This is a genomic window from Streptomyces sp. NPDC127100, from assembly GCF_042724095.1.
In the GTDB taxonomy this organism is placed as follows: domain Bacteria; phylum Actinomycetota; class Actinomycetes; order Streptomycetales; family Streptomycetaceae; genus Streptomyces.
Genome location: NZ_JBHXFL010000023.1, coordinates 13,161 through 38,742 on the forward strand (window position 1 = coordinate 13,161; position 25,582 = coordinate 38,742).

The following is a 25,582-nucleotide window of genomic DNA, read 5'->3' on the forward strand; positions in this document are numbered from 1 at the left end:
GAGAGCCAGGGAAAGGGACGTGCGAGGGCGCGGGTCAGCGACAGACGGCGCCGGACTGGCGGCACAGATCGACGTGGCGGCGCGCGACGAGCGCGGCACCCACGAGCCGGGGAACGGCGACGGGCCTCATGACCTGGGACGCTGTCAGCCGGGCCCGGCCCGGTCAAGAAGATCGCCGACGCGTTCACGAAGCCGACAAGGAGCCGCAACACGCCGGGACGCGACGCCGTCCGCGCCGGGATCCGCGCGGCCATTACCCGGGAGGGAATGGCCCGTCCGGGCCGGCCCGCGGAGACTGGGGCCCTGTTCGAGACCACCACCGAGGGGGAGTTCATGTTCTTCGAGACCCGTGACGGCACCCGGCTGGCCTACGAGGAGCACGGGGAGGGCGAGCCCCTGCTGTTCGTCGCCAGCTGGGCGCTGAACGGCGACATGTGGGAGTACCAGATCCCGTACTTCGTCGAGCGGGGCTACCGCTGCGTCACCCTGGACCGGCGCGGCCACGGCCGCTCCGAGCGCCCCTCCAAGGGCTACGACCTGGACGCCTCCGCCGACGACATCGCGGCGCTGCTCGACCACCTCGACCTGCGCGACGTGACGATGATCGGCCACTCGGTCGGCGGCGCCGAGGTGGCGCGGTACCTCGCCCGGCACGGGCGGGAGCGGGTGTCCCGGGTGGCGTTCGTCTCCGCCGTGCTGCCGTTCCTGCTGCTCACCGACGACAACCCCGAGGGGGCGCCGGAGGCCGCGCTGGAGGCGACGCTGCACGCCTTCCGCACCGACCGGCCCAAGTGGTTCGCCGACCGGGCCCAGCCCTGGTTCGCCACCCACCTCGGCAACGACGTCTCGCCCGCGCTGATCGACTGGACCATGAGGCAGTGCCTGTCCACCGCGCCCTGGGCGCTGGCGCAGCTGTTCGAGGCGGCGTTCCGGTACGACCACCGCGCCGCGCTGGCCGCCGTCGACGTGCCCACCCTCGTCGTGCACGGCGCCGCCGACGCCTCGGCCCAGATCGAGCGCACCGGCCGGCGCACCGCCCGGATCGTGCCGGGCGCGGAGCTGATCGAGTACCCGAACGCCGGGCACGGCCTGTTCATCACCCACCGCGACCGCTTCAACGCCGACCTGCTGGAGTTCCTCAAGCGGTGACCCGGACGCCGCCCCGCCCCCGGGCGGCCCGGCTCAGCCCGCCCTGAGCAGCAGCACCGTCCGGGCCGGCACGGTGACCGGGCCCCCGGCCGCGTACTCCTCGTCCGGCGCCCGCGACTGCTCCTCCCTGCCGGTGTCCACGACCACCTCGTACCGCTCCGCCCACGGCGCCCCCGGCAGCACGAAGTCCACCGGCCGGTCACCGGCGTGCAGCACGGCCAGGAAGCTGTCGTCGGTGACCGGATCCCCGCGCTCGTCGCGGCCGGGTATGTCCCGCCCGGACAGGTACATGCCCAGGGTGGCGGCGGGGGCGTACCAGTCGGCCTCCGTCATCTCCGTGCCCCGGGCGGTGAACCAGGCCAGGTCGCGCAGGCCGTCCGCGGAGTGCGCCCGGCCGGAGAAGAAGGCCCGGCGGCGCAGCACCGGGTGCCGGTGGCGCAGCGCGATCAGCCGGGAGGCCAGCTCGAACAGGGGCCGCCAGTCCGGATCTTCCAGCAGGCTCCAGTCCACCCAGCCGACCTCGTTGTCCTGGCAGTAGGCGTTGTTGCTGCCGCGCTGGGTGCGTCCCATCTCGTCGCCCGCGACCAGCATGGGCACGCCGGTCGACAGCAGCAGCGTGGTCAGCAGGTTGCGCAGCTGGCGCCGTCTGAGCGCGCGGACGTCCTCGTCGTCCGTCTCGCCCTCCGCGCCGCAGTTCCAGGACCGGTTGTCGTCCGCGCCGTCCCGGTTGCCCTCGCCGTTGGCCTCGTTGTGCTTGCGCTCGTACGAGACCAGGTCGCGGAGCGTGAACCCGTCGTGCGCGGTGACGAAGTTGACCGACGCGTACGGCCGCCGCCCGCCCCAGGCGTACAGGTCGCTGGAGCCGGACAGGCGGTAGCCCATCTCCCGCACGTCCGGCAGGGCGTGCCGCCAGAAGTCCCGCACGGCACCCCGGTAGCGGTCGTTCCACTCCGTCCACAGCGGCGGGAACGCGCCCACCTGGTAGCCGCCCGAGCCGACGTCCCACGGCTCGGCGATCAGCTTCACCCGGCGCAGCACCGGGTCCTGCGCGATCACCGCGAGGAACGGGGAGAGCATGTCGACGTCGTGCATCGAGCGGGCCAGCGCCGCCGCCAGGTCGAAGCGGAAGCCGTCCACCCCCATCTCCGTCACCCAGTACCGCAGCGAGTCGGTGATCAGCCGCAGCACGTGCGGCTGCACGACGTGCAGGGTGTTGCCGCAGCCGGTGTAGTCGGCGTACCGGCGCGCGTCCGGCTGGAGGCGGTAGTAGCCGCGGTTGTCGATGCCCTTCAGGGACAGCGTCGGACCCAGCTCGCCCGCCTCCGCCGTGTGGTTGTAGACCACGTCGAGGATCACCTCGATGCCCGCCGCGTGCAGGGCCCGCACCATCCGCTTGAACTCGCCGACCTGCTGCCCCCTCGTCCCCGACGCCGCGTAACCCGCGTGCGGGGCGAAGTAGCCGATCGAGTTGTAGCCCCAGTAGTTCCGCAGGCCCCGCCTCAGCAGGTGGTCCTCGTGCGCGAACTGGTGCACCGGCAGCAGCTCGACCGCGGTCACGCCCAGCTTCACCAGGTGTTCCGTCGCCGCAGGGTGCGCCAGGCCCGCGTAGGTGCCGCGCAGCTCCTCGGGAACGCCGGGGTGCAGCCTGGTGAAACCGCGCACGTGCAGCTCGTAGATCACCGAGTCGGCCCACGGCGTCTTGGGCCGGTGGTCGTCCGACCAGTCGTCGTCGTCGTGGACGACGACGCCCTTGGGGACGTACGGCGCCGAGTCCCGGTCGTCGCGCACGGTGTCCGCCACGTGCTGCTCGGGCCAGTCGCGGACGTGCCCGTACACCTCGGGCGGCAGCCCGAACTCGCCGTCCACCGCCCGGGCGTACGGGTCCAGCAGCAGCTTCGCCGGGTTCCAGCGGGCGCCGGTCCACGGGTCCCAGCGGCCGTGCACCCGGTAGCCGTACCGCTGCCCGGGCAGCACGCCCGGCACGAAGCCGTGCCAGACCTCGTGCGTCAGCTCGGTCAGCCGCACCCGCCGCTCCGCCCCGCCCCGCTCGTCGAACAGGCACAGCTCCACCGCCTCCGCGCCGCCCGCCCACAGCGCGAAGTTCGTCCCCGGCACCCCGTCCGGCCCCGTCCGGAACCGGGCGCCCAGCGGCACCGGCGTGCCGGGCCAGGCCGGCACGGCGGGCGGCGGCGCGGCACGCCGCGCGCCGTTCACCACGACGGCGGGGCGCCCGTCCTCGGCGGCCCGCTTGCCGGCCACCGCCTCCTGCTCGGCTGCGCTGGACACCTGTCAGCCTCCTGCGGCTCGTGGAACGACGTCGCAGAGACGGGAAAAAGGGCGCACGGTGTCCCGACCGCCGCTCCCCGTCGCGTCGTCCTCCCCACTGTTCTGCCCACCCGGTGGCTCGCACTCACGTTTCCCCAGGGCCGGCCGGTCGTTACGGGTGGATGTGAGGCACGTACATGGGCGCGCACGGCGCGCGGGGGCCGCGCTGGCCGCCGTAATGACATGGGCAGGACTGCTGGCCGGGGCCGCCGGATGCACCTCGGGCACCAGCGGCGGCGGCTCCGGCTTCGGGGGCGTGTTCGGCAAGCCGCCCGCGCCCGGAGAGGCCATCCGCGTCACCCCGGACGACGCGAGCGAAGGCGTGCGGCCGGAGACGGGACTGTCGGTGCGGGTGCCCGACGGGCGGCTGGAATCGGTGCGGGTCGTCAGGTCGCAGGACGCGCGGGAGACCCCGGTGCCCGGCCGGATCTCCGCCGACGGCCTGAGCTGGAGGCCCACCGGCGACCGGCTCGCGCTGGCCGCGAAGTACACCGTCGACGCCGTGGCCCTCGACGGCCACGGGCGCCGCTCGGCCCGGCACACCACCTTCACCACCTACGTCCCCGAGGAACGTTTCATCGCGTACGTCGCCCCCGAGAACCGCTCGGTCGTCGGCACCGGAATGATCGTCTCGCTGGAGTTCAACCGGGAGGTCACCGACCGCGCCGCCGTGGAACGCGCCGTCTCCGTGACCGCGAAGCCCGCCGTCGAGGTCCGCCCCCACTGGTTCGGCAAGGACCGCCTCGACTTCCGGCCCGAGGCCTACTGGAAGCCCGGCACCCGGGTCACCGTCGCCCTGAGGCTGCGGGACGTCGAGGGCGCGCCGGGGGTGTACGGGCTCCAGCACCGCACGTTCTCCTTCACCGTCGGCCGCAGCCAGGTCTCGCTCGTCGACGCGGCCGAGCGGACCATGGAGGTGCGCCGGGACGGCACCCTGCTGGCCACCGTGCCGATCACCGCGGGCGCACCGACCACGCCCACCTACAACGGCAGGATGGTGGTGACCGAGCTGCTCGACGTCACCCGCATGAACAGCCGCACGGTCGGCTTCGGCGGCGAGTACGACATCCCCGACGTCCCGCACGCCATCCGCCTGACCAGCTCCGGCACCTTCCTGCACGGCAACTACTGGGCGCCCGCCGACACCTTCGGCCGGGCCAACGTCAGCCACGGCTGCGTCGGCCTGCGCGACGTCAAGGGCGGCGGGACCGGCACCCCGGCGGGCTGGTTCTTCGACCGCAGCCTGATCGGCGACGTCGTCGAGGTCGTCAACAGCAAGGACCGGACGGTCGCCCCCGACAACGGGCTCGGCGGGTGGAACATGGGCTGGAAGGCGTGGAAGGCGGGCGGCGCGGTGCGGTGACGCGGGGCCCCACGGCGCCAACTCGGTACGGAACAGTGACAATTCCCTTGGCCGCAACGTCCCTGGCCTGCGGTTACGATGCGCCGGTGCGCGAAGGTGCGCACTGGGGCGCGGGCCGGACCAGGCTCGGCGAGGGGAGACAAGGTGAACGTGCGTCCGATATCGGGGACGTCGTCGGCCGGCATCCGGGGGCGGAGCGGCAGAAGAGCGCGCAGGGGACTGCCGGCGCTGATGCTCGGCGTGCTGCTGACGGCCGGTGCGTGCGGCGGGGGTGGCGCGGACCCGGGGGCCGGGGACGGCAAGGGGGACCGCGCCAAGGACGCCACCGCGGCACAGAGCAAGCAGTCCGAGGCGGTCGTCACCATCGCCCCGGCCGACGGCGCCAAGGCCGTCGACACCAGCGGCGCCCTCAAGGTCGGTGCCGCCAAGGGCAAACTGACCGAGGTCGTGGTCAAGAACGCCGGGGGCGACCCGGTCGAGGGCCGGATATCCGGGGACGGCGCCACCTGGACGCCGTCCACCCACCTGGCCGCCTCCACCGCGTACACGGTGCACGCGGTCGCCCGGGACTCCGAAGGCCGCACCGCGGCCGCGGACTCCCGTTTCACCACCCTGACGCCGGAGAAGACCTTCATCGGCACCTTCACTCCCGAGGACGGCTCGAAGGTCGGCGTCGGGATGCCGTTCTCGATCCGCTTCACCCGGGGCATCACCAACCCCGCGGACGTCGAGAAGGCCATCCGCATCAGGACCGAGCCGGCCGTCGAGGTCGAGGGCCACTGGTTCGGCAACGACCGCCTGGACTTCCGCCCGGAGAAGTACTGGCAGGCCGGCACCAAGGTCACCGTCGACCTCGCCCTCGACGGCGTCGAGGGCCGCGAGGGCGTCTACGGCGAGCAGACCAAGACCGTCTCCTTCACCGTCGGCCGCAAGCAGGTCTCCGTCGTGGACGCCAAGAAGCACACGATGCAGGTCGTGCGGGACGACAAGGTCCTCAGGACCGTCCCGGTCACCACGGGCGCCCCCGGGTACGAGACCTGGAACGGCCAGATGGTCATCACCGAGAAGCTCGCCGTGACCCGCATGAACGGCGACACGGTCGGCTACGGCGGCGAGTACGACATCAAGGACGTCCCGCACGCCATGCGCCTGTCCACCTCGGGCACCTTCATCCACGGCAACTACTGGGGCGGTGACGCCTTCGGCAACCGCAACGCCAGCCACGGCTGCGTCGGCCTGCGCGACGTGCGGGGCGGCTGGGACGGCAAGGCGCCGGCCGCCTGGTTCTTCGACAACTCGCTCATCGGCGACGTGGTGGTCGTCAAGAACTCCGACGACGCCACCATCGCCCCCGACAACGGACTCAACGGCTGGAACATGTCGTGGGAGCAGTGGAAGGCGTAACAGGGCACAGCTCGCCCCGCGCCCCCAGGGGCGCGGGGAACCGCGCGAGCAACCCACCACTGCCCCGCCCCGGCGACGCACCCGCGAGTGCCGCGGCGAGTGAACGCCCACTAACCTGCGGAGCATGACCGTACATCTCGAAGTCGCGGACGGCGTCGGCACGCTGCGCCTGGACCGCCCGCCCATGAACGCGCTGGACGTCGCCACGCAGGACCGGCTCAAGGAGCTCGCCGAGGAGGCCACCCGGCGCGAGGACGTGCGCGCCGTGGTGATCTACGGCGGCGAGAAGGTGTTCGCGGCCGGCGCGGACATCAAGGAGATGCAGGTGATGGACCACGCAGCGATGATCCTGCGCGCCCGTGCCCTGCAGGACTCCTTCACCGCGGTGGCCCGCATCCCCAAGCCGGTCGTCGCCGCGGTGACGGGCTACGCGCTGGGCGGCGGATGCGAACTCGCCCTCTGCGCCGACTTCCGCATCGCCGCCGACAACGCCAAGTTCGGCCAGCCCGAGATCCTGCTCGGCCTGATCCCGGGCGCGGGCGGCACCCAGCGCCTGTCCCGGCTGGTCGGCCCCTCCAAGGCCAAGGACCTGATCTTCACCGGCCGCCAGGTGAGGGCCGACGAGGCGCTGACGATCGGCCTGGCGGACCGCGTGGTGCCCGCCGCCGAGGTCTACGAGCAGGCGCACGCCTGGGCCGCCCGCCTCGCGAAGGGCCCCGCGATCGCGCTCCGCGCGGCGAAGGAGGCAATCGACACCGGACTGGAGACGGACATCGAGACCGGCCTCGCCGTCGAAAGGAACTGGTTCGCGGGCCTGTTCGCCACCGAGGACCGCGAGCGCGGCATGCGCAGCTTCGTGGAGGAGGGCCCCGGCAAGGCGAAGTTCGTCTGACCCCGGTCCCACCCCTCGCAATTGACGTGATGTCTCATCCGGCCCCCTCGGCGGGGCGCTCTGTGGCAGCCTTGACGCACCGTTGAGCGCGCCTTGCCGAGGGGAGTCCGCCGCTTGTCTCCGGCCGAGCAGTCCGCGCAGGTCGGCGACGCCGTTTGCGGTCCCGAACTGCCCCTGGTACATGCCCCGCACCCCTCACGGCGCCCCGGCTTTGCGCCGGCGCATTCACCGGGAACCGCCCCGGAGCCCGTCGGTGGCGGCCATGATGGGGGCATGGCGGGGCTGGAGGACACTCGGCGGCCGCGGGGATCCGGACGTGCGACCGCGGCGCGCTGGTCGCCGGCGGTCGAGGACGAACACGCGCTCAGGGCGCTGGAGCTGTACGGCGATCCCACGGAACGCGAAGTGGCGTTGCCGTCCCGCCCCGAGTCCGCCGCCACCGCCCGCCGGCTGGCCCAGGTCGTGACCCTGCGCCACTGGAAGGTGCCCCCGAGGATCACCGAGGACACCGTCCTGCTCGTCTCCGAACTGGTGGGCAACGCCGTACGCCACACCGGCGCCCGCGTCTTCGGCCTCCACATGCGCCGCCGCCCCGGCTGGATCCGCGTCGAGGTACGCGACCCCTCCCGGGGGCTGCCGTGCCTCATGCCGGTCCAGGAGACGGACATCAGCGGACGCGGACTCTTCCTGGTCGACAAGCTGTCCGACCGCTGGGGGGTGGACTTGCTGCCGCGCGGGAAGACCACCTGGTTCGAGCTGCGGGTGACGGAACGCTGACCCCGCCCCGCGCCGCCCGCCGCCGGATCGCCCGCCGGGGCACCGGCCGCCTCGGGACCGGCCACCGTTCGGGCGAATCACCCGATTTTGGGCGCGGCGCCCCTTAAATGGTGCGGTGACCACGACCGACCGCCGAACCGCACTGGCCGCGGGCGCCGGACTCGTCGCCGCGGGAGCGCTGACCGGATGCGGCACCAAGGGCGCCGCCGCCCGCCCCGCCGCGCACCCCTCCGGCTCCACGCCGGCCCCGCCCCGCACACCCGGCGCCCCCACCGCGCCCGCGCCCCGCCGCTTCCCCGGCCGCCCCGTCCAGGTCGCCCACGGCCCCCGCGACCGGCCCCGCGTCGCCCTCACCTTCCACGGCCAGGGCGACCCCGCCACCGCCCGCGCCATCCTGACCGAGGCCGAACGGCACGGCGCCCACGTCACCGTCCTCGCCGTCGGCACCTGGCTGGACGCCCACCCGGACCTGGCCCGCCGCGTCCTCGACGGCGGCCACGACCTCGGCAACCACACCCAGCGCCACCTGGACGTCAACGCCATGACCGAGGCGGAGGCATACGCCGAGATCACCGGCTGCGCCCGGCGCCTGGAACGCCTCACCGGCTCCATCGGCACCTGGTTCCGGCCCTCCCGCGCCGCCCGCGCCTCCCCGCTCGTCGAACGGCTGGCCGTCCGCGCCGGCTACCCGCACGTCCTCTCCTACGACGTCGACTCCCTCGACTTCACCTCGCCCGGCGCCCCCGCCGTCACCCGCACCGTGCTCGGCGCGGTCCGCGGCGGGTCCGTGGTGAGCCTGCACTTCGGCTACGCGGACACGGTCGCCGCGCTCCCCGCCCTGCTGGAAGAACTCGACCGCCGCGGACTCGACGCGGTGACCACCACGGAGCTGATCGGCTGATGCACGCCAGAACCCTCACCCGCACCCTGCTCGCGGGCCTCGCCCTCACCGCCCTCGCCGCCTGCGGCGCCGAACAGCAGTCCGGCGGGACACACCCGAGCGCCCGTGCCGCCCGGGCCACCCCCGCCCAGAAGAAACCCGCCGTCGACGGCCTCCCCGGCATGCCGCCCGTCCTCGACCCGAAGGACGTCTACGCCGCCGACCGCCCGAACAAGCTCTCCCCGGTGGTCAAGGACTTCCCCTCCCGCGTCTACGTCCCCAACACCGAGTCCGACACCGTCACGGTCATCGACCCGAAGACCTACGAGGTCGTCGAGACCATCCCGGTCGGCCGGCAGCCCCAGCACGTGGTGCCCTCCTGGGACCTGAAGACCCTCTGGGTCAACAACGACCGGGGCAACACCCTCACCCCCATCGACCCGAGAACGGGCCGGGCGGGCGAACCGGTCGACGTCCACGACCCCTACAACCTTTATTTCACGCCCGACGGCAAGTACGCGGTCGTCATGGCCTCCCTCGACCGCGAACTGGTCTTCCGCGACCCGCACACCATGAAGGTCGAGAAGACCGTCCCCGTCATCTGCTACGGCGTCAACCACGCCGACTTCTCCCTCGACGGGCGCTACTTCATCGTCTCCTGCGAGTTCAGCGGCGAACTGCTCAAGGTCGACACCCGCAGGATGGAGGTCGTCGCACAGCAGAGACTCCCCCTCGACGGCGCGATGCCGCAGGACGTCAAGGTCTCGCCCGACGGGAAGCGGTTCTACATCGCCGACATGAAGGCCGACGGCGTGTGGGTCCTCGACGGCGACACGTTCGCCACACCCACCCTCCTGCCCACCGGCAAGGGCGCCCACGGCCTCTACGTCGGCCGCGACTCCCGCACGATGTACGTCTCCAACCGCGGCGAGGGCACCGTCTCCGTCTTCGACTTCACCCGGAACAAGCTCACCGGCAAGTGGCGCCTGCCCGGCGGCGGCAGCCCCGACATGGGCGGCGTCTCCGCCGACGGCAAGGTCCTGTGGCTCTCCGGCCGCTACGACGCCGAGGTGTACGCCATCGACACCCGCACCGGCGAACAGCTCGCCCGCGTCAAGGTCGGCAACGGCCCCCACGGCCTCGCCGTCTACCCCCAGCCCGGCCGCTACTCCCTCGGCCACACCGGCATCTTCCGCTGACCGCAGGGGAATTCGCCCAACACGCCACCATCGAGTGACGATCCGCGGCCCGCCCCCGCGCAGCCGCGATCGTACGCCCATGACCACCACTCGCCCTCGGCGCCGGGCCGCCGCCGTCGTCCTCTCCCTCTCCGCCGTCCTCGCCACCTCCGCCGCCGCCCAACCCGGCGCGGCGGTCCCGGCGACGGCACCCGCGAAGGCCGCCCCCGCCTGCCCCCTGTCCGACGACAGGACCGAGGCCGCCGCCGACCCGGACGTCGACATCACCCGCATCACGCCCCGACCGGTCTGGCGCACCACCTGCGGCACCCTCTACCGCAGCGACAGCCGGGGCCCGCAGGTCGTCTTCGAGGAGGGCTTCCACGCCAGGGACGTACGCGACGGCCAGTACGACCTCGAGCAGTACGTCCTGGTCAACCAGCCCTCGCCGTACGTGTCGACGACCTACGACCACGACCTGTACAAGACCTGGTACAAGTCCGGCTACAACTACTACATCGACGCGCCCGGCGGCATCGACGTCAACAGGACCATCGGCGACACCCACAAATGGGCCGACCAGGTCGAGGTCGCCTTCCCGGGCGGCATCAAGCGCCAGTACGTCATCGGCGTCTGCCCGGTCGACAAGCGGACCAAGACCGAGATCATGAACGAGTGCGAGAGCAACCCGCACTACAAGCCCTGGCACTGACCTCCCGCCCCCCGGCCGGCAGGAACAGCGCCTCCGAGCCCACCGGCCGGTAACCCGCCGCCTGGAACGCCCGCAGACTGCGGGCGTTCCCCGGCGACACCTGGGCCCACACCGGCTCGCCCCCGGCCAGCTGCCGCGCCGCCGTCACCAGCCGCCGCCCCAGCCCCCGGTGCCGCGCCTCCTCCGCCACCTCCACGGCCACCTCCAGCCGCCCGGCCACCCCGCGCCCCAGCACCAGCACCCCGCCGTCCGCCGCCCACACCCGCACCCCGTCGCGCCGCCGCCGCGCCGAGACCACCCGCGGATGCCCGGGATCGGCGACCTCCGTCAGCGCGACCCCGGGACCCCCCGCGAGCGGCGCACCGGTCAGCAGCACGTCGACCGTGTCCGTCGTCCGCCCGGTCCGCTCCATGAGGGCCGTCAGGAACCGGGCGTGCATCGTCGCGGCGAACGCGTCGCACTCCAGGGAGGCCAGCGTCCCGCGCACCCACCCCTCGTCCTCGTCCGTGAAGACGACCGAGTGCGCCGTGAAGGCGATGACACCCGCGTCCCGGGGACCGGGCTGCGCGACCACCGTCGTCCCGCCGTCCGGCGGGGGAAAGACCCCCCGCGCCGCAGCGTCCAGAATCCCGCGCAGGCTCTCCGTCACCGTGCCCCCCTTGAGTCTCCACCCACTGGAAGGCCCAGACTCCCAGACATGATCGACGACGGCACCGGTCTGATGACCATCGGCGAGCTGGCGCGGACCACCGGACTGTCCGTGCGCACCATCCGGTACTGGTCCGACGAGGGCGCGCTGCCCCCGGTCGCCCGCTCCGCGGGCGGCTACCGGCTCTACGACGCCGCGTCCGCCGCCCGCCTGGAGCTGATCCGCACCCTGCGCGAACTGGGCCTCGGCCTCGACGACGTACGCCGGATCCTGTCCGGCGAGGCGACGGTCGCGCAGGTCGCGGCGGCGCACGTCAGCGCGCTGGACGCACAGATCGACTCGCTGAAAGTGACCCGCGCGGTGCTGTCGACCGTGGCGCGACGCGGCTCGACCGCGGAGGAGATGACCCTGATGAACAGACTGGCGCGGCTGTCCGCGGCGGAACGCAAGCGGATCGTCGACGACTTCATGGCGGAACTCTTCGACGGCATCGACACGGCGGACCCCGACGTCCGCACCCGGCTGCGCTTCACCGCCGCCACCCTGCCCGACGACCCGACACCGGAGCAGGTGGACGCCTGGGTGGAGCTGGCCGAGCTGATCCAGGACCCCGGCTTCCGGACGCTGATGCGCAGGATGGTGGAGTTCAACGCGGCCGACCGGGGGCCGGACGTCCCCGGCGGCACGTCCCTGTGGTTCGTCAGCCGTCTCGTGCGGCTCGCGGGTGACGCGCTGCGCCGGGGCATCGCGCCCGGGGCGCCCGAGGCCGGCGACGTCCTGCGCCCGCTGCTCGGTGACGCCGACCCCGCCGCCGTGCTGGAACGCCTGACCGCGATGACGAACAGCCGGGTCGGCCGTTTCCGCGAACTGTCGGCCGTCGTCAACGGCCTCGGGCCCCAGCCGATGTACGAGCAGGAGTTCGGGTGGGTGGTCGCCGCACTGGAGGCCCGGGCGGGAAGCTAATCTGACCTGCGTCAGTGGTGTGCGAGAGCACGACCGGAGCACGGAATGAGGGGCGGATCGGTGGCGGACATCGAGGAAGCGCGCAAGCAGTTCGAGCGGATCGACACGGACGGCGACGGATTCATCACCGCCGCGGAGTTCAAGGCCGCTCTGGCCCAGGGCGGCGACTGGAACGTCACCGAGTCGGTGGCGGAGGCCGTCATCGCCAGCCGCGACCTCAATGGCGACAAGGTCCTGTCGTTCGACGAGTTCTGGGCCCACCTGAACAAGTAGGCGATGCCCCCGTGGCGCCCGTCCGGTACTCGGCGCGGGCGCTCACCGGCTCGCCCGGAGGAGTGAAGGCGGGACGGCGGCGGAATAGCCCGCTTCGCCCGGAGGTTGCCGATGCGCACCGGCGCGGTCGACGCGCCGGCCCCGCAGGACACGACCTCCGGAAGGCGAGTCAGGACCATGAAGATCGGCATCATCGGCGCGGGCAACATCGGCGGCAACCTCACCCGGCGGCTGACCGCCCTCGGGCACGACGTCTCCGTCGCCAACTCCCGCGGCCCCCACACGCTCACCGCGCTGGCCGAGGAGACCGGGGCGACCCCCGTGCCGGTCGGGGAGGCGGCGCGCGGCGCCGGGATCGTGGTCGTCACGATCCCGCTCAAGGCGATTCCCGACCTGCCCTCCGGGGTCCTGGACGGGGCCGCCGACGACGTCGCGGTCATCGACACCGGCAACTACTACCCGCGGCAGCGCGACGGCCGGATCGGCGGCATCGAGGACGACGGCCTCACCGAGAGCCGCTGGACCGAACGCCATCTCGGCCACCCGGTGATCAAGGCATTCAACGGCACCTACGCCCAGGACATCCTGGACCGCCCGCGCCCGGCCGGCGACCCCGGGCGCACGGCCCTCCCGGTGGCCGGCGACGACGAGGAGGCCAAGGCGAAGGTCCGGGCCCTGATCGACGAGCTCGGCTTCGACACCGTGGACGCCGGCGGCATCGACGACTCCTGGCGCCAGCAGCCCGGCACCCCGGTGTACGGCCTGCGCGCGGGCGTGGACGCCGTCACCAAGGCCCTGGCGGAGGCGTCCCCGGAGCGCACCGCGGACTTCCGGGGCTGACCGGCGCTCAGGCGCCCTGCGCCCACTTCTGCAGCGTGGCCTTGCTCGCGAAGTCCGCGACGTTCGTGTCGACCGGATCGTCGGTGTACTGGTGGAAGCGCCACTTCGCCTGGATGCGCGGCTTGCCCGCCGAGACGTAGTCGGCGATCCAGAGGCCGTCACCGGCGTACGAGGTGGTGTCGACGTTCAGCCAGAAATGGCGGTTGCAGTACAGGACGATCCGGTTGTCCGGTCGCAGTTCCTTCAGCTTGCGGATGAAGCGGTCCTTCTCGGCGTTGCTCGCATGGGTGCCCTCGCCGGTCGACTCCCAGTCGACGGCGAGGATGTCGCCCTTCCTCTCCGGTGCCTTGGACAGGAAGTACTCGGCCTGGGCGGTGATGTTGCCCGGCCACAGGAAGTGGTAGAAGCCGACGACGAGCCCCGCGTCGCGCGCCCGGTTCGTCTGGGCCGCGAGTCTGGGACTCACGTACGAACGGCCTTCCGTCGCCTTGACGAAGACGAAGGACAGGCCGTCCGTGTCGTAGCTGGACGACTGGTACGCGCTCACGTCGATCCCGCGCAGCATGAGGACTCCCTCGGATGCCGTTGGGGCTGTGGTGCCCCGGTGGCGGAGGTTGTTGTTATGCCCGGGATCGGCGGCCGTACGCCGGGCGTGCGGATGCTCGGCGTACGGTGCCGGTGCGCGCCGGTCGGATCAGGAGGCGGAGGAGGCGGCCGGGACCGCCGGGGCGGTGTCGTCGGCGGCGGCGGTCTCGCCGTCCTCCAGGGAGACGTCCTTGGTCTCCTTGCAGATGAGCAGTGCCGTCAGCGTCAGCACCGCCATCACGGACAGGTAGACGCCGACCAGCCACGGCGAGCCGTCGCCGGTCTCCCACAGCGCGACCGCGATGAACGGCGCGACGGCCGCGCCGAGGATCGAACTGACGTTGTAGGAGATGCCGGAGCCGGTGTAGCGCACGCTCGTCGGGAACAGCTCGGGCAGCAGCGCGCCCATCGGGCCGAACGTCATGCCCATCAGCGTGAAGCCGAGCACGAGCCACAGGACCACGCCGAGCGTGCCGAGGCCGATCAGGGGCACCCAGACCAGGCCGAAGACCACGATCGCGGCGGTGATCCAGATCAGGGTGGTGCGCCGCCCGTACTTGTCGGCGAGCGGACCGGAGACCAGGGTGAACACGGCGAAGAACAGCACGCCGAAGATCATCATCAGGACGAACGTGGTGTAGCTGTACCCCAGGCCGGGGACGGCGGCGTCCTTGGCGGTGCGGCCGTAGCTCAGTGAGAACGTGGTCATCAGGTAGAAGAGCACGTACGTCGCCAGCATGATGAAGGTGCCCAGGACGAGCTGCTTCCAGTGGCCCTGGACCACGGTGGCCAGCGGCAGTTTCCGCACCTTGCCGGCCTCGCGGGTCTTGGCGAACACCGCCGACTCCACCAGCCGCGACCGCACCCAGAGTCCGATCGCGACCATGACGGCGGAGAAGAGGAACGGGATGCGCCAGCCCCAGCTCGCGAAGGCCTCGGAGGGCTGGGTGGGGTCGGCGCCGGCCGCGGACGGCAGCAGTGCCCCGATGATCAGGAACAGGCCGTTGCCGATGATGAAGCCGAGCGGGGCGCCGAGCTGCGGGAAGGTGCCGTACAGGGCGCGCTTGCCGCGGGGGGCGTTCTCGGTCGCGACCAGGGCGGCGCCGCTCCACTCGCCGCCGAGCGCGAAGCCCTGCGCGAGCCGCATCAGCACGAGCAGCGCGGTGGCGACCCAGCCGGCCTGCGCGTAGGTGGGCAGCGCGCCGATGAGGAAGGTGGCGATGCCCATGGTGAGGAGCGAGACCACCAGGGTCTTCTTGCGGCCGAGCCGGTCACCGAGGTGCCCGAAGAAGACGGCTCCGATGGGGCGGGCGACCATCGCGGCGCCGAAGACGGCGAAGGAGGACAGCAGTGCGGTGGTCGGGTCGCTGTTCGGGAAGAAGAGCGACGGGAAGACCAGGACGGCGGCGGTCGCGTAGATGTAGAAGTCGTAGAACTCGATCGTCGTGCCGATGAGGCTGGCGATGAGGACACGTGACCGCGGATTGACGGGTGCCTCGGCTGCGGTGGTGGCTGGTGCGGGCATGGCTCGGTCTTTCACGCGTGGAACATGTGTGTGCGTTGCAACCATTCCAGGTGTCTTGCCTGACGGAAAGACCGGGCCACTATGTGAGACGCGTGTCGGTCAGCCGGCGGGCAGCCGCGTGGGGACCGAGGGCTTGTTCCGGCAGTCGAACTCCTTCACGACCACACGCGCGGAGTGCAGCAGGTGGGTCAGGTGCGTGCCGACGTCGGTGTCACCGGTGAGGGTGTCGGTCATGGTCCCCTCGATCGGCATCCCCGTCTCCTGTCCCGCGGGCGCGCCGGGGACGCGGCACTTGACGTAGACGGAGTAGTCGACCGAGTCGTCGTCCTTGCGGGTCACCAGCTCGACGTCCGAGTTGACCGGCACCACGGACACCGAGTCGTAGACGCCCTTGTCCTCGGCGAACGGGAAGTCGAACGGGAAGAGAGAGGGGCCGTAGCCGAGAGTGAGGTGCTTCCTCGGTGACTCCTTCTCGGTCGCGAGGACCTTGCACACCTCGGTACGGCTGTAGGTGGGGACCGCCTCGTCGCCCGGTTCCCACTCGCCGGCCTTCTCGTAGAAGTACTTCCTGGCGCCTTCCAGGTCCGAAGTCCCGGCCGGCCCGTTCGGTGTGCCACTGTTCCTGACCCAGTCGACCCCGGCCGGTCCGAGCAGTTCCGCACAGGGCTCCGGCGCGCTGTCGGTCGTCTCGGCGGAACTGCACGCGGTCGATGCGAGAAGCATCGTGAAGAGTACGGGGGCGGCGACGGCCCTGGCCCTGTTCAAGGTCACCAGCCCCGGGCGTCGTCGGTGTCGCTGTAGTCGCCGCCCTGCGCGTACACGTTCCTCGCCCGCTCGGTCATCGCCCTGACCTCGGTCGGCGTCATGTGGTGGTCCTCCGCGTAGTTCAGGAGCGGTGTCATCGCGCGATTCGATCCCTGCTCCTTCGCCTTCTGGATCGAGTCGATGGATTCCTGGTCGTTGCTGTACTCGTTCTCCTTGAGCCAGTCGATCGTCTGCGTCCCCATGACCGTCTCACCGGCCTTGCCCAGCGTGTCGAAGCCGAGAGGTACGGCGACGGCGGCCGCGACTCCGGCGGGGACGACGACTTCCGAGGCCACCCCCACACCGACTCCGATCACCGCACCCGCGGCGAACTTGCGCCACTCGCCCTGCTTCTCCAGCGCCTGGTTCCGGGCGTCCTCGTCGTCGGCGTACTGGTGCCCGATGGCCTCGGTGCGGGCCTGGTCCAGCAGGCCGTGCATCGTCACGCTCTGCATCCCCGCGTCCAGGGTGTTGTCGTGGTTGCCGCCCTGCGCGGCCATGAGGCTCGAACCGTAGATCTGCTGGGCCGTCGAGACGGTCGCGTACGAGTCCTCGTCGGACGCCAGGGCGCGCAGGAAGTTGGTCGTGTCCGAACTGCCGAGGTCGCGCAGGTGATGCGAGTCGGCGTGGAAGAGGCCGTCCCGGTCCGCCAGTTCTCCGCTGCCGCCCCAGTCGGCCATGGAGTAGTTGAGGCTGTCGACGTGGCCGGCCGCGATCTTCGCGAGGCTGTCCCTGACGCCCGGCTGCGCGTCGATGACGTCGGCCTCGTTGTAGTTCTCCATGACCTCGGAGACGAGGTCCAGACGGGCTTCCCGCGCCGCGATCTGCGCCTCCGTCCTGAGCGGCGGCACCTCGGGGCTCGGGTCGTCGTAGGCGTATCCCAGGGTGGCCGACTCCAGTGCGTGGCCGAGGTTGTCGTAGCCGATCGGCTTCCCGTCCTCGCCCTCGGGCCACTGGCGGGCGCCCTTCTCGTGGCCGGCGAGGTAGTCGAAGTTGCTCATCCTGTCGTCGCCCTGGCCGGTGGAGGCGTCGAAGAAGTCCAGCGAGGCCTCGGGGTTGTGTCCGAGCGCGTCCATGAAGCCGGCGAGCGGGTCGTTGGCCTCGCCGGTGGGCGGGTAGTTCAGGTCGGCCGTGTCGCGCCATGCCACCCCGGGGTCGCCCGGGTAGTCGCGCTCGTACTTCACCACGGCCTGCCCGTAGTCGTGCAGGAAGTCCGAGTCGAACTTTCCCTTGTGCATCAGACTGCTCATGACCTGGAAGCCGTTCGGCCCCATGGGCATGGCCGGGTCGACGGGGAAGATCTTCGTGCCGGAGGCGATGAGGTCCTTCTTCCAGGCCTCCATCGCGGGGCTGTCGCCGTGGGAGGCGTTGGCGAGGGCCATGCCGAGGTTGTCCTGGACGTGCGCCAGCAGCTTCGCCTTGTCGCCCTCGACGGCACCGCCGGGCGGCGCGGCCAGATCACGCCAGAACTGCAGCGTGTCCTGCGCGCCCAGCCCGGTGGCGAAGGTCTCGGTGAAGCCCGGATTGTCCCGTTGGTCCTCCAGCGTCCCGTTGAAGCGGGCCAGCTTCTCCTTGCTCCACTCGTCGACGTTCCCCTTGGCGATCTCCTTCTCCCAGTACTCGGCGTCGGCCTCGCCCTGCTCGCGGTCGGCCTCCTTCACGGAGTCCGCCCCCGTGTCGGTGAAGTCGTACTTGTTCTTCACCAGGGCGCGCAGGGCCCGCGCGACGATGCGGTCGGTCTCGGAGGCCTCCCAGAGGATCCTGGTGATCCGCTGCTGTGCGCCGTCGAGTTCCTCGTCGGTCGGCTGGTGGATGCCCTTGCCGTCTCCGGCCGCGGCGCCGGACGGCACCGAGGCGCTGACCTTGCCGCTGCCGTTGACGTAGATGTTCCGTTTCGCCAGGTCGTCGATGGCGGTGCGCAGTTCGCCCTTGCGTTTGGTGAGGTCGGTATGGGCGTCGCGCAGCAGACCGTGGACGCTCCTGGCCTCGGCGGCCGCGTCCGCGAACTGGGCCGCCGTCCTGGTCACGAACTGGCGGGAGACGGTCGCGTTCGCGCCCTTCCAGTTCGCGGCGTCCGCCTTCGTCCGCAGGTCCGAGGCGTTGACGTCCCCGTTCCCGCCGTCGGCGAGCTTCTGCAGGCGGCCGTACATGGTCGCCCAGTCGTCCACCGCCGTCTTGAGTGTGCCCAGGCGCAGATCGGTCAGCTCCTGAGCCGTCAGCGTGTCCGCCACGTGTGTATCAGTCCCCGTTGTTCGCCGCCGGTGCCCGGCCGGCGGCCGTTACTGGAAGTAGTCGTTGATGCGCGAGGTCGTCATCAGGTCGCCGGTGGCGTTCCGCATGCCGGTGACGATGTGCGCCTCGTCCTTCGCGTGGCGGGCGCGGCTGTAGTCGAGGTGGTTGGAGATGTGGGCGCAGGCCTCGTTCAGCGTCTGGAGCTGGGTGTTCCACGCGTCGTGCACCTCGAGGAGCGCCGAACCCATGTCGAGGCCGTCGTTGAAGAGGTCGTTGGACGCGGTGAACGTGCTCGGACGGGCGAAGTCGCCGTCCACGTGGAGCCGTTCGCGCAGGTCGTACGCCATGTTGCCGAGCTTGCCGAGTTCGTCGTCGTGGACGACGAGGTTCGCGTCCCCGCCGCCGGACTCGGCCGGGAGCTGGTTCAGGCGCAGGTGCGTCTGCCGCCCCCCGGCGGTATCGGCCTTGAGCTGTTCCCACTCGTCCCACGCCATGCGGTCGCGCCTTCCCCGTTCACGATGGTGACCAGCCGCTGGAGGGTGGTGCCTGCTCCGGGGCATGGCCGGCCACGCGGTCGTACCTTCCTACCATGTGCGGGTGCGACGGAAGCGGCGCGAGCGAATCGTGCTCCGTCCCTTCACAGATGTGCGGGAGCCGGGGGGAGACGGTGGGGTGGCCGGGGGCCTCAGCACTCGATGATGTTGACCGCGAGTCCGCCCCGCGCCGTCTCCTTGTACTTGACCGACATGTCGGCGCCCGTCTCCTTCATGGTCTTGATGACCTTGTCGAGGGACACCTTGTGCGAGCCGTCGCCGCGCATCGCCATCCGGGCCGCCGTGACCGCCTTCACCGCGGCCATGCCGTTGCGCTCGATGCAGGGGATCTGGACGAGGCCGCCGACGGGGTCGCAGGTGAGGCCGAGGTTGTGCTCCATGCCGATCTCGGCGGCGTTCTCGACCTGCTCCGGGGAGCCGCCCAGCACCTCGGCGAGCGCGCCCGCCGCCATCGAGCAGGCGGAGCCGACCTCGCCCTGGCAGCCGACCTCGGCGCCGGAGATGGAGGCGTTCTCCTTGAAGAGCATGCCGATCGCGCCGGCCGCCAGGAGGAAGCGGACCACGCCCTCCTCGTCGGCGCCGGGGACGAAGTTCATATAGTAGTGCAGGACCGCCGGGATGATGCCCGCCGCGCCGTTCGTCGGTGCGGTGACGACCCGGCCGCCGGCGGCGTTCTCCTCGTTCACGGCCATCGCGTAGAGCGTGATCCACTCCATGGCCAGGGCCTGCGGGTCGCCCTCCGAGCGCAGCTTGCGCGCCGTGTTCGCGGCGCGTCGGCGGACCTTCAGGCCGCCGGGCAGGATGCCCTCGCGGGACATGCCGCGCGCCACGCAGGCCTGCATCACGCGCCATATCTCCAGCAGACCCTCGCGGATCTCGTCCTCGTCGCGCCAGGCCCGCTCGTTCTCCAGCATCAGCGCGGAGATCGACAGGCCCGTCTCCTCGGTCAGGCGCAGCAGCTCGTCACCGGTGCGGAAGGGGTACTTCAGCACGGTGTCGTCGAGCTTGATGCGGTCCGCGCCCACCGCGTCCTCGTCCACGACGAAGCCGCCGCCGACCGAGTAGTACGTCTTCGAGAGCACCTCGGCGCCCGCCGCGTCGTACGCCCACAGCGTCATGCCGTTGGCGTGGTAGGGGAGGGCCTTGCGGCGGTGCAGGACCATGTCGTCGTCGTAGGAGAAGGCGATCTCGTGGTCGCCGAGGAGGCGGATGCGGCCCGAGGTCCTGATCGTCTCGACGCGGTCGTCCGCGGTCTCCACGTCCACCGTGCGCGGGGACTCGCCCTCCAGGCCGAGCAGCACCGCCTTGGGCGTGCCGTGGCCGTGGCCGGTGGCGCCGAGCGAGCCGTACAGCTCGGCCCGGACCGAGGTCACGGAGTCCAGCAGTTCCTCGTTGCGCAGGCGCAGGGCGAACATGCGCGCCGCGCGCATCGGGCCGACCGTGTGCGAGCTCGACGGGCCGATGCCGACCGAGAACAGGTCGAAGACCGAGATGGCCACGGGGACTCCTCATAACGGGGGTGGTGCGGAGGGGGTGGGGCGCCGTGCCCGCTCGTGGCGGACGCGGCGCCCCCGGGTGATGCCGTCGGTTACTTGTTCAGACCCGGGTACAGCGGGTGCTTGTCCGCCAGGGCCTTCACCCGGGCCTTCAGCGCCTCCGCGTCGTACGACGGCTTGAGCGCCTCGGCGATCACGTCCGCCACCTCGGCGAAGTCCTCGGCCGTGAAGCCGCGGGTCGCCAGGGCCGGCGTACCGATGCGCAGACCGGACGTCACCATCGGCGGGCGCGGGTCGTTCGGGACGGCGTTGCGGTTGACCGTGATGCCGACCTCGTGCAGACGGTCCTCGGCCTGCTGGCCGTCCAGCTCGGAGTCGCGCAGGTCCACCAGGACCAGGTGGACGTCCGTGCCGCCGGTCAGGACGGAGACGCCCGCCGCCTTCGCGTCGTCCTTCACCAGGCGCTCGGCCAGGATCCGGGCGCCTTCCAGCGTACGACGCTGGCGCTCCTTGAAGTCGTCGCTCGCCGCGACCTTGAAGGCGACGGCCTTGGCGGCCACCACGTGCTCCAGCGGGCCGCCCTGCTGACCGGGGAAGACGGCGGAGTTGATCTTCTTGGCGAGTTCGGCCGTGGAGAGGATCACACCGCCGCGCGGGCCGCCCAGCGTCTTGTGGGTCGTGGTGGTCACCACGTGGGCGTGCGGGACCGGGTTCGGGTGCAGGCCCGCCGCGACCAGACCGGCGAAGTGCGCCATGTCGACCATCAGGTACGCGCCGACCTCGTCGGCGACCTTGCGGAACGCGGCGAAGTCCAGCTGCCGCGGGTAGGCCGACCAACCGGCCACGATCAGCTTCGGCCGGTTCTCCCTGGCGAGGCGCTCCACCTCGGCCATGTCGACCTGGCCGTCGTCGCCGACGTGGTAGGCGACGACGTTGTAGAGCTTGCCGGAGAAGTTGATCTTCATGCCGTGGGTCAGGTGCCCGCCGTGGGCGAGGTTCAGACCCATGATCGTGTCGCCCGGCTTGAGCAGCGCGAACATCGCCGCCGCGTTGGCCTGGGCGCCCGAGTGCGGCTGCACGTTGGCGTGCTCGGCACCGAACAGCGCCTTGACCCGGTCGATGGCGATCTGCTCGATCACGTCGACGTGCTCGCAGCCGCCGTAGTAGCGGCGGCCCGGGTAGCCCTCGGCGTACTTGTTGGTGAGGACCGAGCCCTGTGCCTCCATGACCGCGACCGGCGCGAAGTTCTCGGAGGCGATCATCTCGAGGGTGGACTGCTGGCGGTCCAGCTCGGCGTCGACGGCGGCGGCGACGTCGGGGTCGAGCTCGTGCAGGGGGGTGTTCAGAAGCGACATGCGTCCGTGTCTCCTCAGGCGCCGGCGAACTCGGTGTACTCGTCGGCGGAGAGCAGGTCGCCCGGCTCCTCGCTGACGCGCACCTTGAACAGCCAGCCGCCCTCGAAGGGGGCCGAGTTCACCAGCGACGGGTCGCCGACGACGTCGTCGTTGACCTCGGTGACCTCGCCGGAGACGGGGGAGTACAGGTCGGAGACCGACTTGGTCGACTCCAGTTCGCCGCAGGTCTCGCCCGCGGCCACGGTGGCGCCGACATCGGGGAGCTGGACGAAGACGACGTCACCGAGCGCGTTGGCCGCGTGCTCCGTGATGCCGACCGTCGAGACGCCGTCCTCGGCGGCCGACAGCCACTCGTGCTCCTTGCTGTAGCGCAGCTGCTGGGGGTTGCTCATGGCCTGAATTCTCCTGTACGCGGGGGAGTGGTGGTGACGGGGGGACTGCGGAACCTGCTGATGGGAGGCGCCGGACGCGCACGGGGGCGGCGAAGCGCCCCGCACGCCCGGTGTCTACTTCTGGCGCTTGTAGAACGGCAGCGCCACGACCTCGTACGGCTCGTGGGTGCCCCGGATGTCCACGCCGACGCCGGCGGTGCCCGGAGCGGCGTGCGCCGCGTCGACGTACGCCATGGCGATCGGCCTGCCCAGCGTGGGGGAGGGGGCGCCGGAAGTGACCTCGCCGACCACCTCGCCGCCGGCGACGACCGCGTACCCGGCGCGCGGGACCCGGCGGCCCTCGGCGACCAGGCCGACCAGGACGCGGGGCGGGTTCGTCTCGGCCCGCGAGGCGGCCTCCCGGAGCGCGGCCCGGCCCACGAAGTCGCCCTCCTTCTCGAACTTCACCACCCGGCCGAGGCCGGCGTCGAAGGGCGTCAGCGCGGTCGTCAGCTCGTGCCCGTACAGCGGCATGCCCGCCTCCAGGCGGAGCGTGTCCCGGCAGGACAGGCCGCACGGCACCAGCCCGGCGCCCTCGCCCGCCTTGGTCAGCGCCTGCCACAGCTCCACGGCGTGCTCCGGCTTCACGAACAGCTCGAAGCCGTCCTCGCCGGTGTAACCGGTGCGCGCGATGAGCGCCGGCACGCCGGCGACCGTGCCCGGCAGGCCCGCGTAGTACTTCAGGCCGTCCAGGTCGGCGTCGGTGAGCGAGGCCAGGATGCCCGGGGACTCGGGCCCCTGCACGGCCAGCAGCGCGTAGGCGTCGCGGTCGTCACGGACCTCGGCGTCGAAGCCGACGGCCCGCTCGGTGAGCGCGTCCAGCACCACCTGGGCGTTGGAGGCGTTGGCGACGACCAGGTACTCGGTCTCGCCCAGGCGGTAGACGATCAGGTCGTCCAGGATGCCGCCGTCCTCGCGGCAGATCATGGTGTAGCGGGCCCGGCCCGGCTTCACGGTGCCGATGTTCCCGACCAGCGCGTGGTCCAGCAGGTCGGCGGCCTGCGGGCCGGTGACCGTGATCTCACCCATGTGGGAGAGGTCGAAGAGCCCGGCCCGGGTGCGCACCGCCACGTGCTCGTCGCGCTCGGAGCCGTAGCGCAGGGGCATGTCCCAGCCGGCGAAGTCGGTCATCGTCGCGCCCAGCGCGCGATGCGTGGCATCGAGCGCGGTACGGCGCAGTTCGGTACTGCTCATCGGTCGTTCGTCTCCCAGGACAGGACTGGACGGGCGAGGGCGGTCCTCCCCATCTGTCATCGGAACCTGAGAGGTTCGCCATGACCACCGGAGTGCGGCGATCAGGACTTGCACCTTGGGTGGGGCAGCCGTCGGTCGGCGGCCCGCTTTTCAGATGTGCCTCGCCCGCGCGGTAACGGGGCCTGAGAGATTCAAGGGAGGGACTTGCTCCTTCGGCGCCCCGGCGAAGGCCGGGGACTCTCCCGCGCGGATTCAAACGGCCGGTATGCAGTTGGCGCCGCCATCATTGCACGCCGGGCCCGTTCGTGGCAGACCGTGATCTGTAACCGGCTTGTGGCAGTAAGCGCACGAAAACGCGAGACCGCCGCATTACCTTCTCTTTACACTCGACGGGGACGGGAACTCGTGAACCGCCCCAGGGGAGGACGATCACGGTGAACAGGACCACGGCGTACGCAACGACCTCGGGCATCGCGCTGCCGAAGCGGCCCACCCCGGCCGGGACGGCGTGCGCCGCACCCGCCGCACCCGTCGTCCGCGATCTGCGGGACCGCGACGGCCGCAGCCCGCACGCCCTGCTCTTCGGGCCCCGGGACGTGGTGGTGATCACCGGCCTGCCCGGCAGCGGCAAGTCCACCCTCATGCGGCGCACGGTGCGCGGCCTGCGCGTCGACTCGCAGGACACCCGGGACCGCTGGGACCGCCGCATGCCGCGCCTCCTCCCGTACGCCCTCTACCGGCCCCTCGTCCGCCTCGCCCACTACGCCGGGCTGCGCCGCGCCCTGCGCTCCGGCGAGGGCGTCGTCGTGCACGACTGCGGCACGCAGGCCTGGGTGCGCGGCTGGCTGGCCCGCGAGGCGCGCCGGCGCGGCGGCACCCTGCACCTGCTGCTCCTCGACGTCGGCGCCGACGACGCCCTGGCCGGCCAGCGCGAGCGGGGCCGGGGCGTGTCGCGGTACGCGTTCCTGCGGCACCGCGCGGCCACCCGGCGCCTGCTGGCCGCCGTGACCGGGGCCACCCTGCCCGCCGGGTGCGCCTCGGCGGTCCTCCTCGACCGGGCGGCGGCGGACACGCTGCACCGGATCGCCTTCACCGGCTGAGGTGACGCACCGTGGGCCGGTGGGGCCGAACGGGTTAGCCTTTCAGCCACAGCAGCGGTACCCAGGCAGGCGGTAGGCAGATGGACTTCCCAGCGGACTTCCCGGCGGACCTCTCACCGGAGTTCCCGGCGCGGCCGCATCCCCACCCGCACGGCGGATGGCCCGGCAACGAGCTGGAGGAGGTGCTGTCGGCCTCCCTCGGCGTGCCGGGCGCCGGCGGCCGGATCACGGAGGTGCTCGGCCGCAGCTTCGTCTGGGTCCCGCTGCCGAACGGCGGCGGCCCGGACAGCGGCCCCCTCGACCTGCCCACGGTGGAGATCGACGGCCAGGCCCATGTGCCGGTGTTCAGCTCCGAGGAGCAGCTCCGCCTGGTCGCCGGCCCCCACATGGCGTACACCGTCGCCCCCGCCGTCGAGTTCGCCCGCGGTCTGCCCCCGCAGGTCGGTATCGCCGTGAACCCGGACGGCGTCGTCGGCGTCCCGCTGCCGCCGGCCGCCGTGGCCGAGCTGTGCCGGGCCGGACGCACCCCGCTGGACGGGCCCGCGTCCGGCGGCCGGGTCCGCCTCTTCGAACCCGACTGGCAGGACGACCCGGTGGACTTCCTGGCCGCGGCCTCCGCCGAGTTCGCCGCCACCGGCGTGGTCCGCACCGCCCGCCGCTGCCTGGCCGCCGTCGAGACCGCCGACCCGGTGATGTTCGTCGGCGTGGAACTCTCCCACTGGGAGGGCGACGCCCAGGCGCTCCCCCTCGACGCCCTCGGCCGCGCCCTCGGCGCGGTCCCGGTCGCGTGGCCGGTCAACCTGGTCCTCCTGGAGGCGGCCCAGGACCCGGTCTGCGACTGGATGCGGGCGCACGTACGCCCCTTCTACGACCAGGCCTTGTGAGCGCCCGCGGGGGGAGC

General features: G+C 72.0%; 25 protein-coding genes and 1 riboswitch. Of the genes, 13 read left to right on the forward strand and 12 right to left on the reverse strand.

Annotation, left to right across the window (positions count from 1 at the left end):
- Window positions 1–34: 34 nt before the first annotated feature.
- On the reverse strand, window positions 35–130 hold the full coding sequence (locus ACFWJB_RS20920) for a putative leader peptide (RefSeq protein WP_386923936.1): 96 nt from the start codon (window positions 128–130) through the stop codon (window positions 35–37).
- A gap of 137 nt (window positions 131–267) precedes the next feature.
- Here ACFWJB_RS20920 and ACFWJB_RS20925 point away from each other — a divergent pair, with 137 nt between their 5' ends.
- Window positions 268–1,149 (forward strand): alpha/beta fold hydrolase, encoded by an 882-nt coding sequence (locus ACFWJB_RS20925; protein WP_386923938.1) that lies wholly within the window; start codon window positions 268–270, stop codon window positions 1,147–1,149.
- A 33-nt stretch (window positions 1,150–1,182) separates the two neighbouring features.
- Here ACFWJB_RS20925 and glgX read toward each other — a convergent pair whose 3' ends face one another.
- Window positions 1,183–3,435, reverse strand: a complete 2,253-nt coding sequence (gene glgX, locus ACFWJB_RS20930; protein ID WP_386923940.1) for a glycogen debranching protein GlgX — start codon at window positions 3,433–3,435, stop codon at window positions 1,183–1,185.
- Window positions 3,436–3,598: 163 nt separating this feature from the next.
- On the opposite strand from glgX, the gene ACFWJB_RS20935 reads away from it, so the two are divergent.
- The 7 genes from ACFWJB_RS20935 (at window position 3,599) to ACFWJB_RS20965 (ending at window position 10,680) form a co-directional block, all read left to right on the forward strand.
- On the forward strand, window positions 3,599–4,837 hold the full coding sequence (locus ACFWJB_RS20935; protein ID WP_385463298.1) for an Ig-like domain-containing protein: 1,239 nt from the start codon (window positions 3,599–3,601) through the stop codon (window positions 4,835–4,837).
- 144 nt (window positions 4,838–4,981) lie between these two features.
- Entirely contained in the window at window positions 4,982–6,241 is a 1,260-nt protein-coding gene (locus ACFWJB_RS20940) for an Ig-like domain-containing protein (protein WP_385463301.1), read from the forward strand.
- Window positions 6,242–6,365: 124 nt separating this feature from the next.
- On the forward strand, window positions 6,366–7,133 hold the full coding sequence (locus tag ACFWJB_RS20945; RefSeq protein WP_385463304.1) for an enoyl-CoA hydratase/isomerase family protein: 768 nt from the start codon (window positions 6,366–6,368) through the stop codon (window positions 7,131–7,133).
- A gap of 273 nt (window positions 7,134–7,406) precedes the next feature.
- Window positions 7,407–7,910, forward strand: coding sequence for an ATP-binding protein (locus tag ACFWJB_RS20950; protein ID WP_386923943.1), 504 nt, complete (start codon window positions 7,407–7,409; stop codon window positions 7,908–7,910).
- Window positions 7,911–8,025: 115 nt separating this feature from the next.
- Window positions 8,026–8,811, forward strand: a complete 786-nt coding sequence (locus tag ACFWJB_RS20955; RefSeq protein ID WP_386923945.1) for a polysaccharide deacetylase family protein — start codon at window positions 8,026–8,028, stop codon at window positions 8,809–8,811.
- The gene (locus ACFWJB_RS20960) at window positions 8,811–9,989 is read left to right on the forward strand and encodes a YncE family protein (RefSeq protein WP_386923947.1); all 1,179 of its coding nucleotides are present in this window, start codon (window positions 8,811–8,813) and stop codon (window positions 9,987–9,989) included. The genes ACFWJB_RS20955 and ACFWJB_RS20960 overlap by 1 nt, the downstream gene beginning before the upstream one ends.
- A 79-nt stretch (window positions 9,990–10,068) precedes the next feature.
- Window positions 10,069–10,680, forward strand: a complete 612-nt coding sequence (locus tag ACFWJB_RS20965; RefSeq protein WP_386923949.1) for an ADP-ribosyltransferase — start codon at window positions 10,069–10,071, stop codon at window positions 10,678–10,680.
- Here ACFWJB_RS20965 and ACFWJB_RS20970 read toward each other — a convergent pair.
- Window positions 10,634–11,329, reverse strand: a complete 696-nt coding sequence (locus ACFWJB_RS20970; RefSeq protein ID WP_385463319.1) for a GNAT family N-acetyltransferase — start codon at window positions 11,327–11,329, stop codon at window positions 10,634–10,636. The genes ACFWJB_RS20965 and ACFWJB_RS20970 overlap by 47 nt on opposite strands.
- A 48-nt stretch (window positions 11,330–11,377) precedes the next feature.
- Here ACFWJB_RS20970 and ACFWJB_RS20975 point away from each other — a divergent pair, with 48 nt between their 5' ends.
- From ACFWJB_RS20975 to ACFWJB_RS20985, 3 genes are all read left to right on the forward strand, one after another.
- The gene (locus tag ACFWJB_RS20975) at window positions 11,378–12,292 is read left to right on the forward strand and encodes a MerR family transcriptional regulator (protein WP_385463322.1); all 915 of its coding nucleotides are present in this window, start codon (window positions 11,378–11,380) and stop codon (window positions 12,290–12,292) included.
- A 60-nt stretch (window positions 12,293–12,352) separates the two neighbouring features.
- Complete coding sequence (locus ACFWJB_RS20980) at window positions 12,353–12,565, forward strand: EF-hand domain-containing protein (RefSeq protein ID WP_328671521.1); 213 nt, start codon at window positions 12,353–12,355, stop codon at window positions 12,563–12,565.
- A 111-nt stretch (window positions 12,566–12,676) separates the two neighbouring features.
- Window positions 12,677–13,405, forward strand: a complete 729-nt coding sequence (locus tag ACFWJB_RS20985) for an NADPH-dependent F420 reductase (protein WP_386923952.1) — start codon at window positions 12,677–12,679, stop codon at window positions 13,403–13,405.
- 7 nt (window positions 13,406–13,412) lie between these two features.
- Here ACFWJB_RS20985 and ACFWJB_RS20990 read toward each other — a convergent pair whose 3' ends face one another.
- The 9 genes from ACFWJB_RS20990 to gcvT all read right to left on the reverse strand — a co-directional run bounded on the left by ACFWJB_RS20990 (window position 13,413) and on the right by gcvT (window position 23,581).
- On the reverse strand, window positions 13,413–13,970 hold the full coding sequence (locus ACFWJB_RS20990; RefSeq protein WP_385463327.1) for a glycoside hydrolase family 25 protein: 558 nt from the start codon (window positions 13,968–13,970) through the stop codon (window positions 13,413–13,415).
- 129 nt (window positions 13,971–14,099) lie between these two features.
- Window positions 14,100–15,515 carry an MFS transporter gene (locus tag ACFWJB_RS20995; RefSeq protein ID WP_385463329.1) on the reverse strand — a complete coding sequence of 472 codons (1,416 nt, stop codon included), beginning with the start codon at window positions 15,513–15,515 and terminating at the stop codon, window positions 14,100–14,102.
- Window positions 15,516–15,614: 99 nt separating this feature from the next.
- On the reverse strand, window positions 15,615–16,238 hold the full coding sequence (locus ACFWJB_RS21000; RefSeq protein WP_386923954.1) for a hypothetical protein: 624 nt from the start codon (window positions 16,236–16,238) through the stop codon (window positions 15,615–15,617).
- Between the two features lie 44 nt (window positions 16,239–16,282).
- Window positions 16,283–18,550, reverse strand: coding sequence for a DUF6571 family protein (locus tag ACFWJB_RS21005; RefSeq protein WP_386923956.1), 2,268 nt, complete (start codon window positions 18,548–18,550; stop codon window positions 16,283–16,285).
- Window positions 18,551–18,598: 48 nt separating this feature from the next.
- Window positions 18,599–19,045, reverse strand: a complete 447-nt coding sequence (locus ACFWJB_RS21010; RefSeq protein ID WP_385463338.1) for a hypothetical protein — start codon at window positions 19,043–19,045, stop codon at window positions 18,599–18,601.
- Window positions 19,046–19,236: 191 nt separating this feature from the next.
- Window positions 19,237–20,604: an L-serine ammonia-lyase gene (locus ACFWJB_RS21015; protein ID WP_386923959.1), complete on the reverse strand. Its 1,368-nt coding sequence runs from the start codon at window positions 20,602–20,604 to the stop codon at window positions 19,237–19,239.
- An 89-nt stretch (window positions 20,605–20,693) separates the two neighbouring features.
- Window positions 20,694–21,956 carry a serine hydroxymethyltransferase gene (gene glyA / locus ACFWJB_RS21020; protein ID WP_386923961.1) on the reverse strand — a complete coding sequence of 421 codons (1,263 nt, stop codon included), beginning with the start codon at window positions 21,954–21,956 and terminating at the stop codon, window positions 20,694–20,696.
- Between the two features lie 14 nt (window positions 21,957–21,970).
- A complete protein-coding gene (gene gcvH, locus ACFWJB_RS21025; protein ID WP_386923963.1) occupies window positions 21,971–22,348 on the reverse strand; it encodes a glycine cleavage system protein GcvH in 378 nt (125 codons plus the stop codon).
- Between the two features lie 114 nt (window positions 22,349–22,462).
- The gene (gene gcvT, locus ACFWJB_RS21030) at window positions 22,463–23,581 is read right to left on the reverse strand and encodes a glycine cleavage system aminomethyltransferase GcvT (protein ID WP_386923965.1); all 1,119 of its coding nucleotides are present in this window, start codon (window positions 23,579–23,581) and stop codon (window positions 22,463–22,465) included.
- A 160-nt stretch (window positions 23,582–23,741) separates the two neighbouring features.
- A riboswitch (glycine riboswitch) is annotated at window positions 23,742–23,836 on the reverse strand.
- 179 nt (window positions 23,837–24,015) lie between these two features.
- Between gcvT and ACFWJB_RS21035 the strand changes: the two genes are divergently transcribed.
- The gene (locus ACFWJB_RS21035; RefSeq protein ID WP_386923967.1) at window positions 24,016–24,681 is read left to right on the forward strand and encodes an AAA family ATPase; all 666 of its coding nucleotides are present in this window, start codon (window positions 24,016–24,018) and stop codon (window positions 24,679–24,681) included.
- A gap of 80 nt (window positions 24,682–24,761) precedes the next feature.
- Window positions 24,762–25,565 carry an enhanced serine sensitivity protein SseB gene (locus ACFWJB_RS21040; protein ID WP_385463356.1) on the forward strand — a complete coding sequence of 268 codons (804 nt, stop codon included), beginning with the start codon at window positions 24,762–24,764 and terminating at the stop codon, window positions 25,563–25,565.
- Window positions 25,566–25,582: the final 17 nt, after the last annotated feature.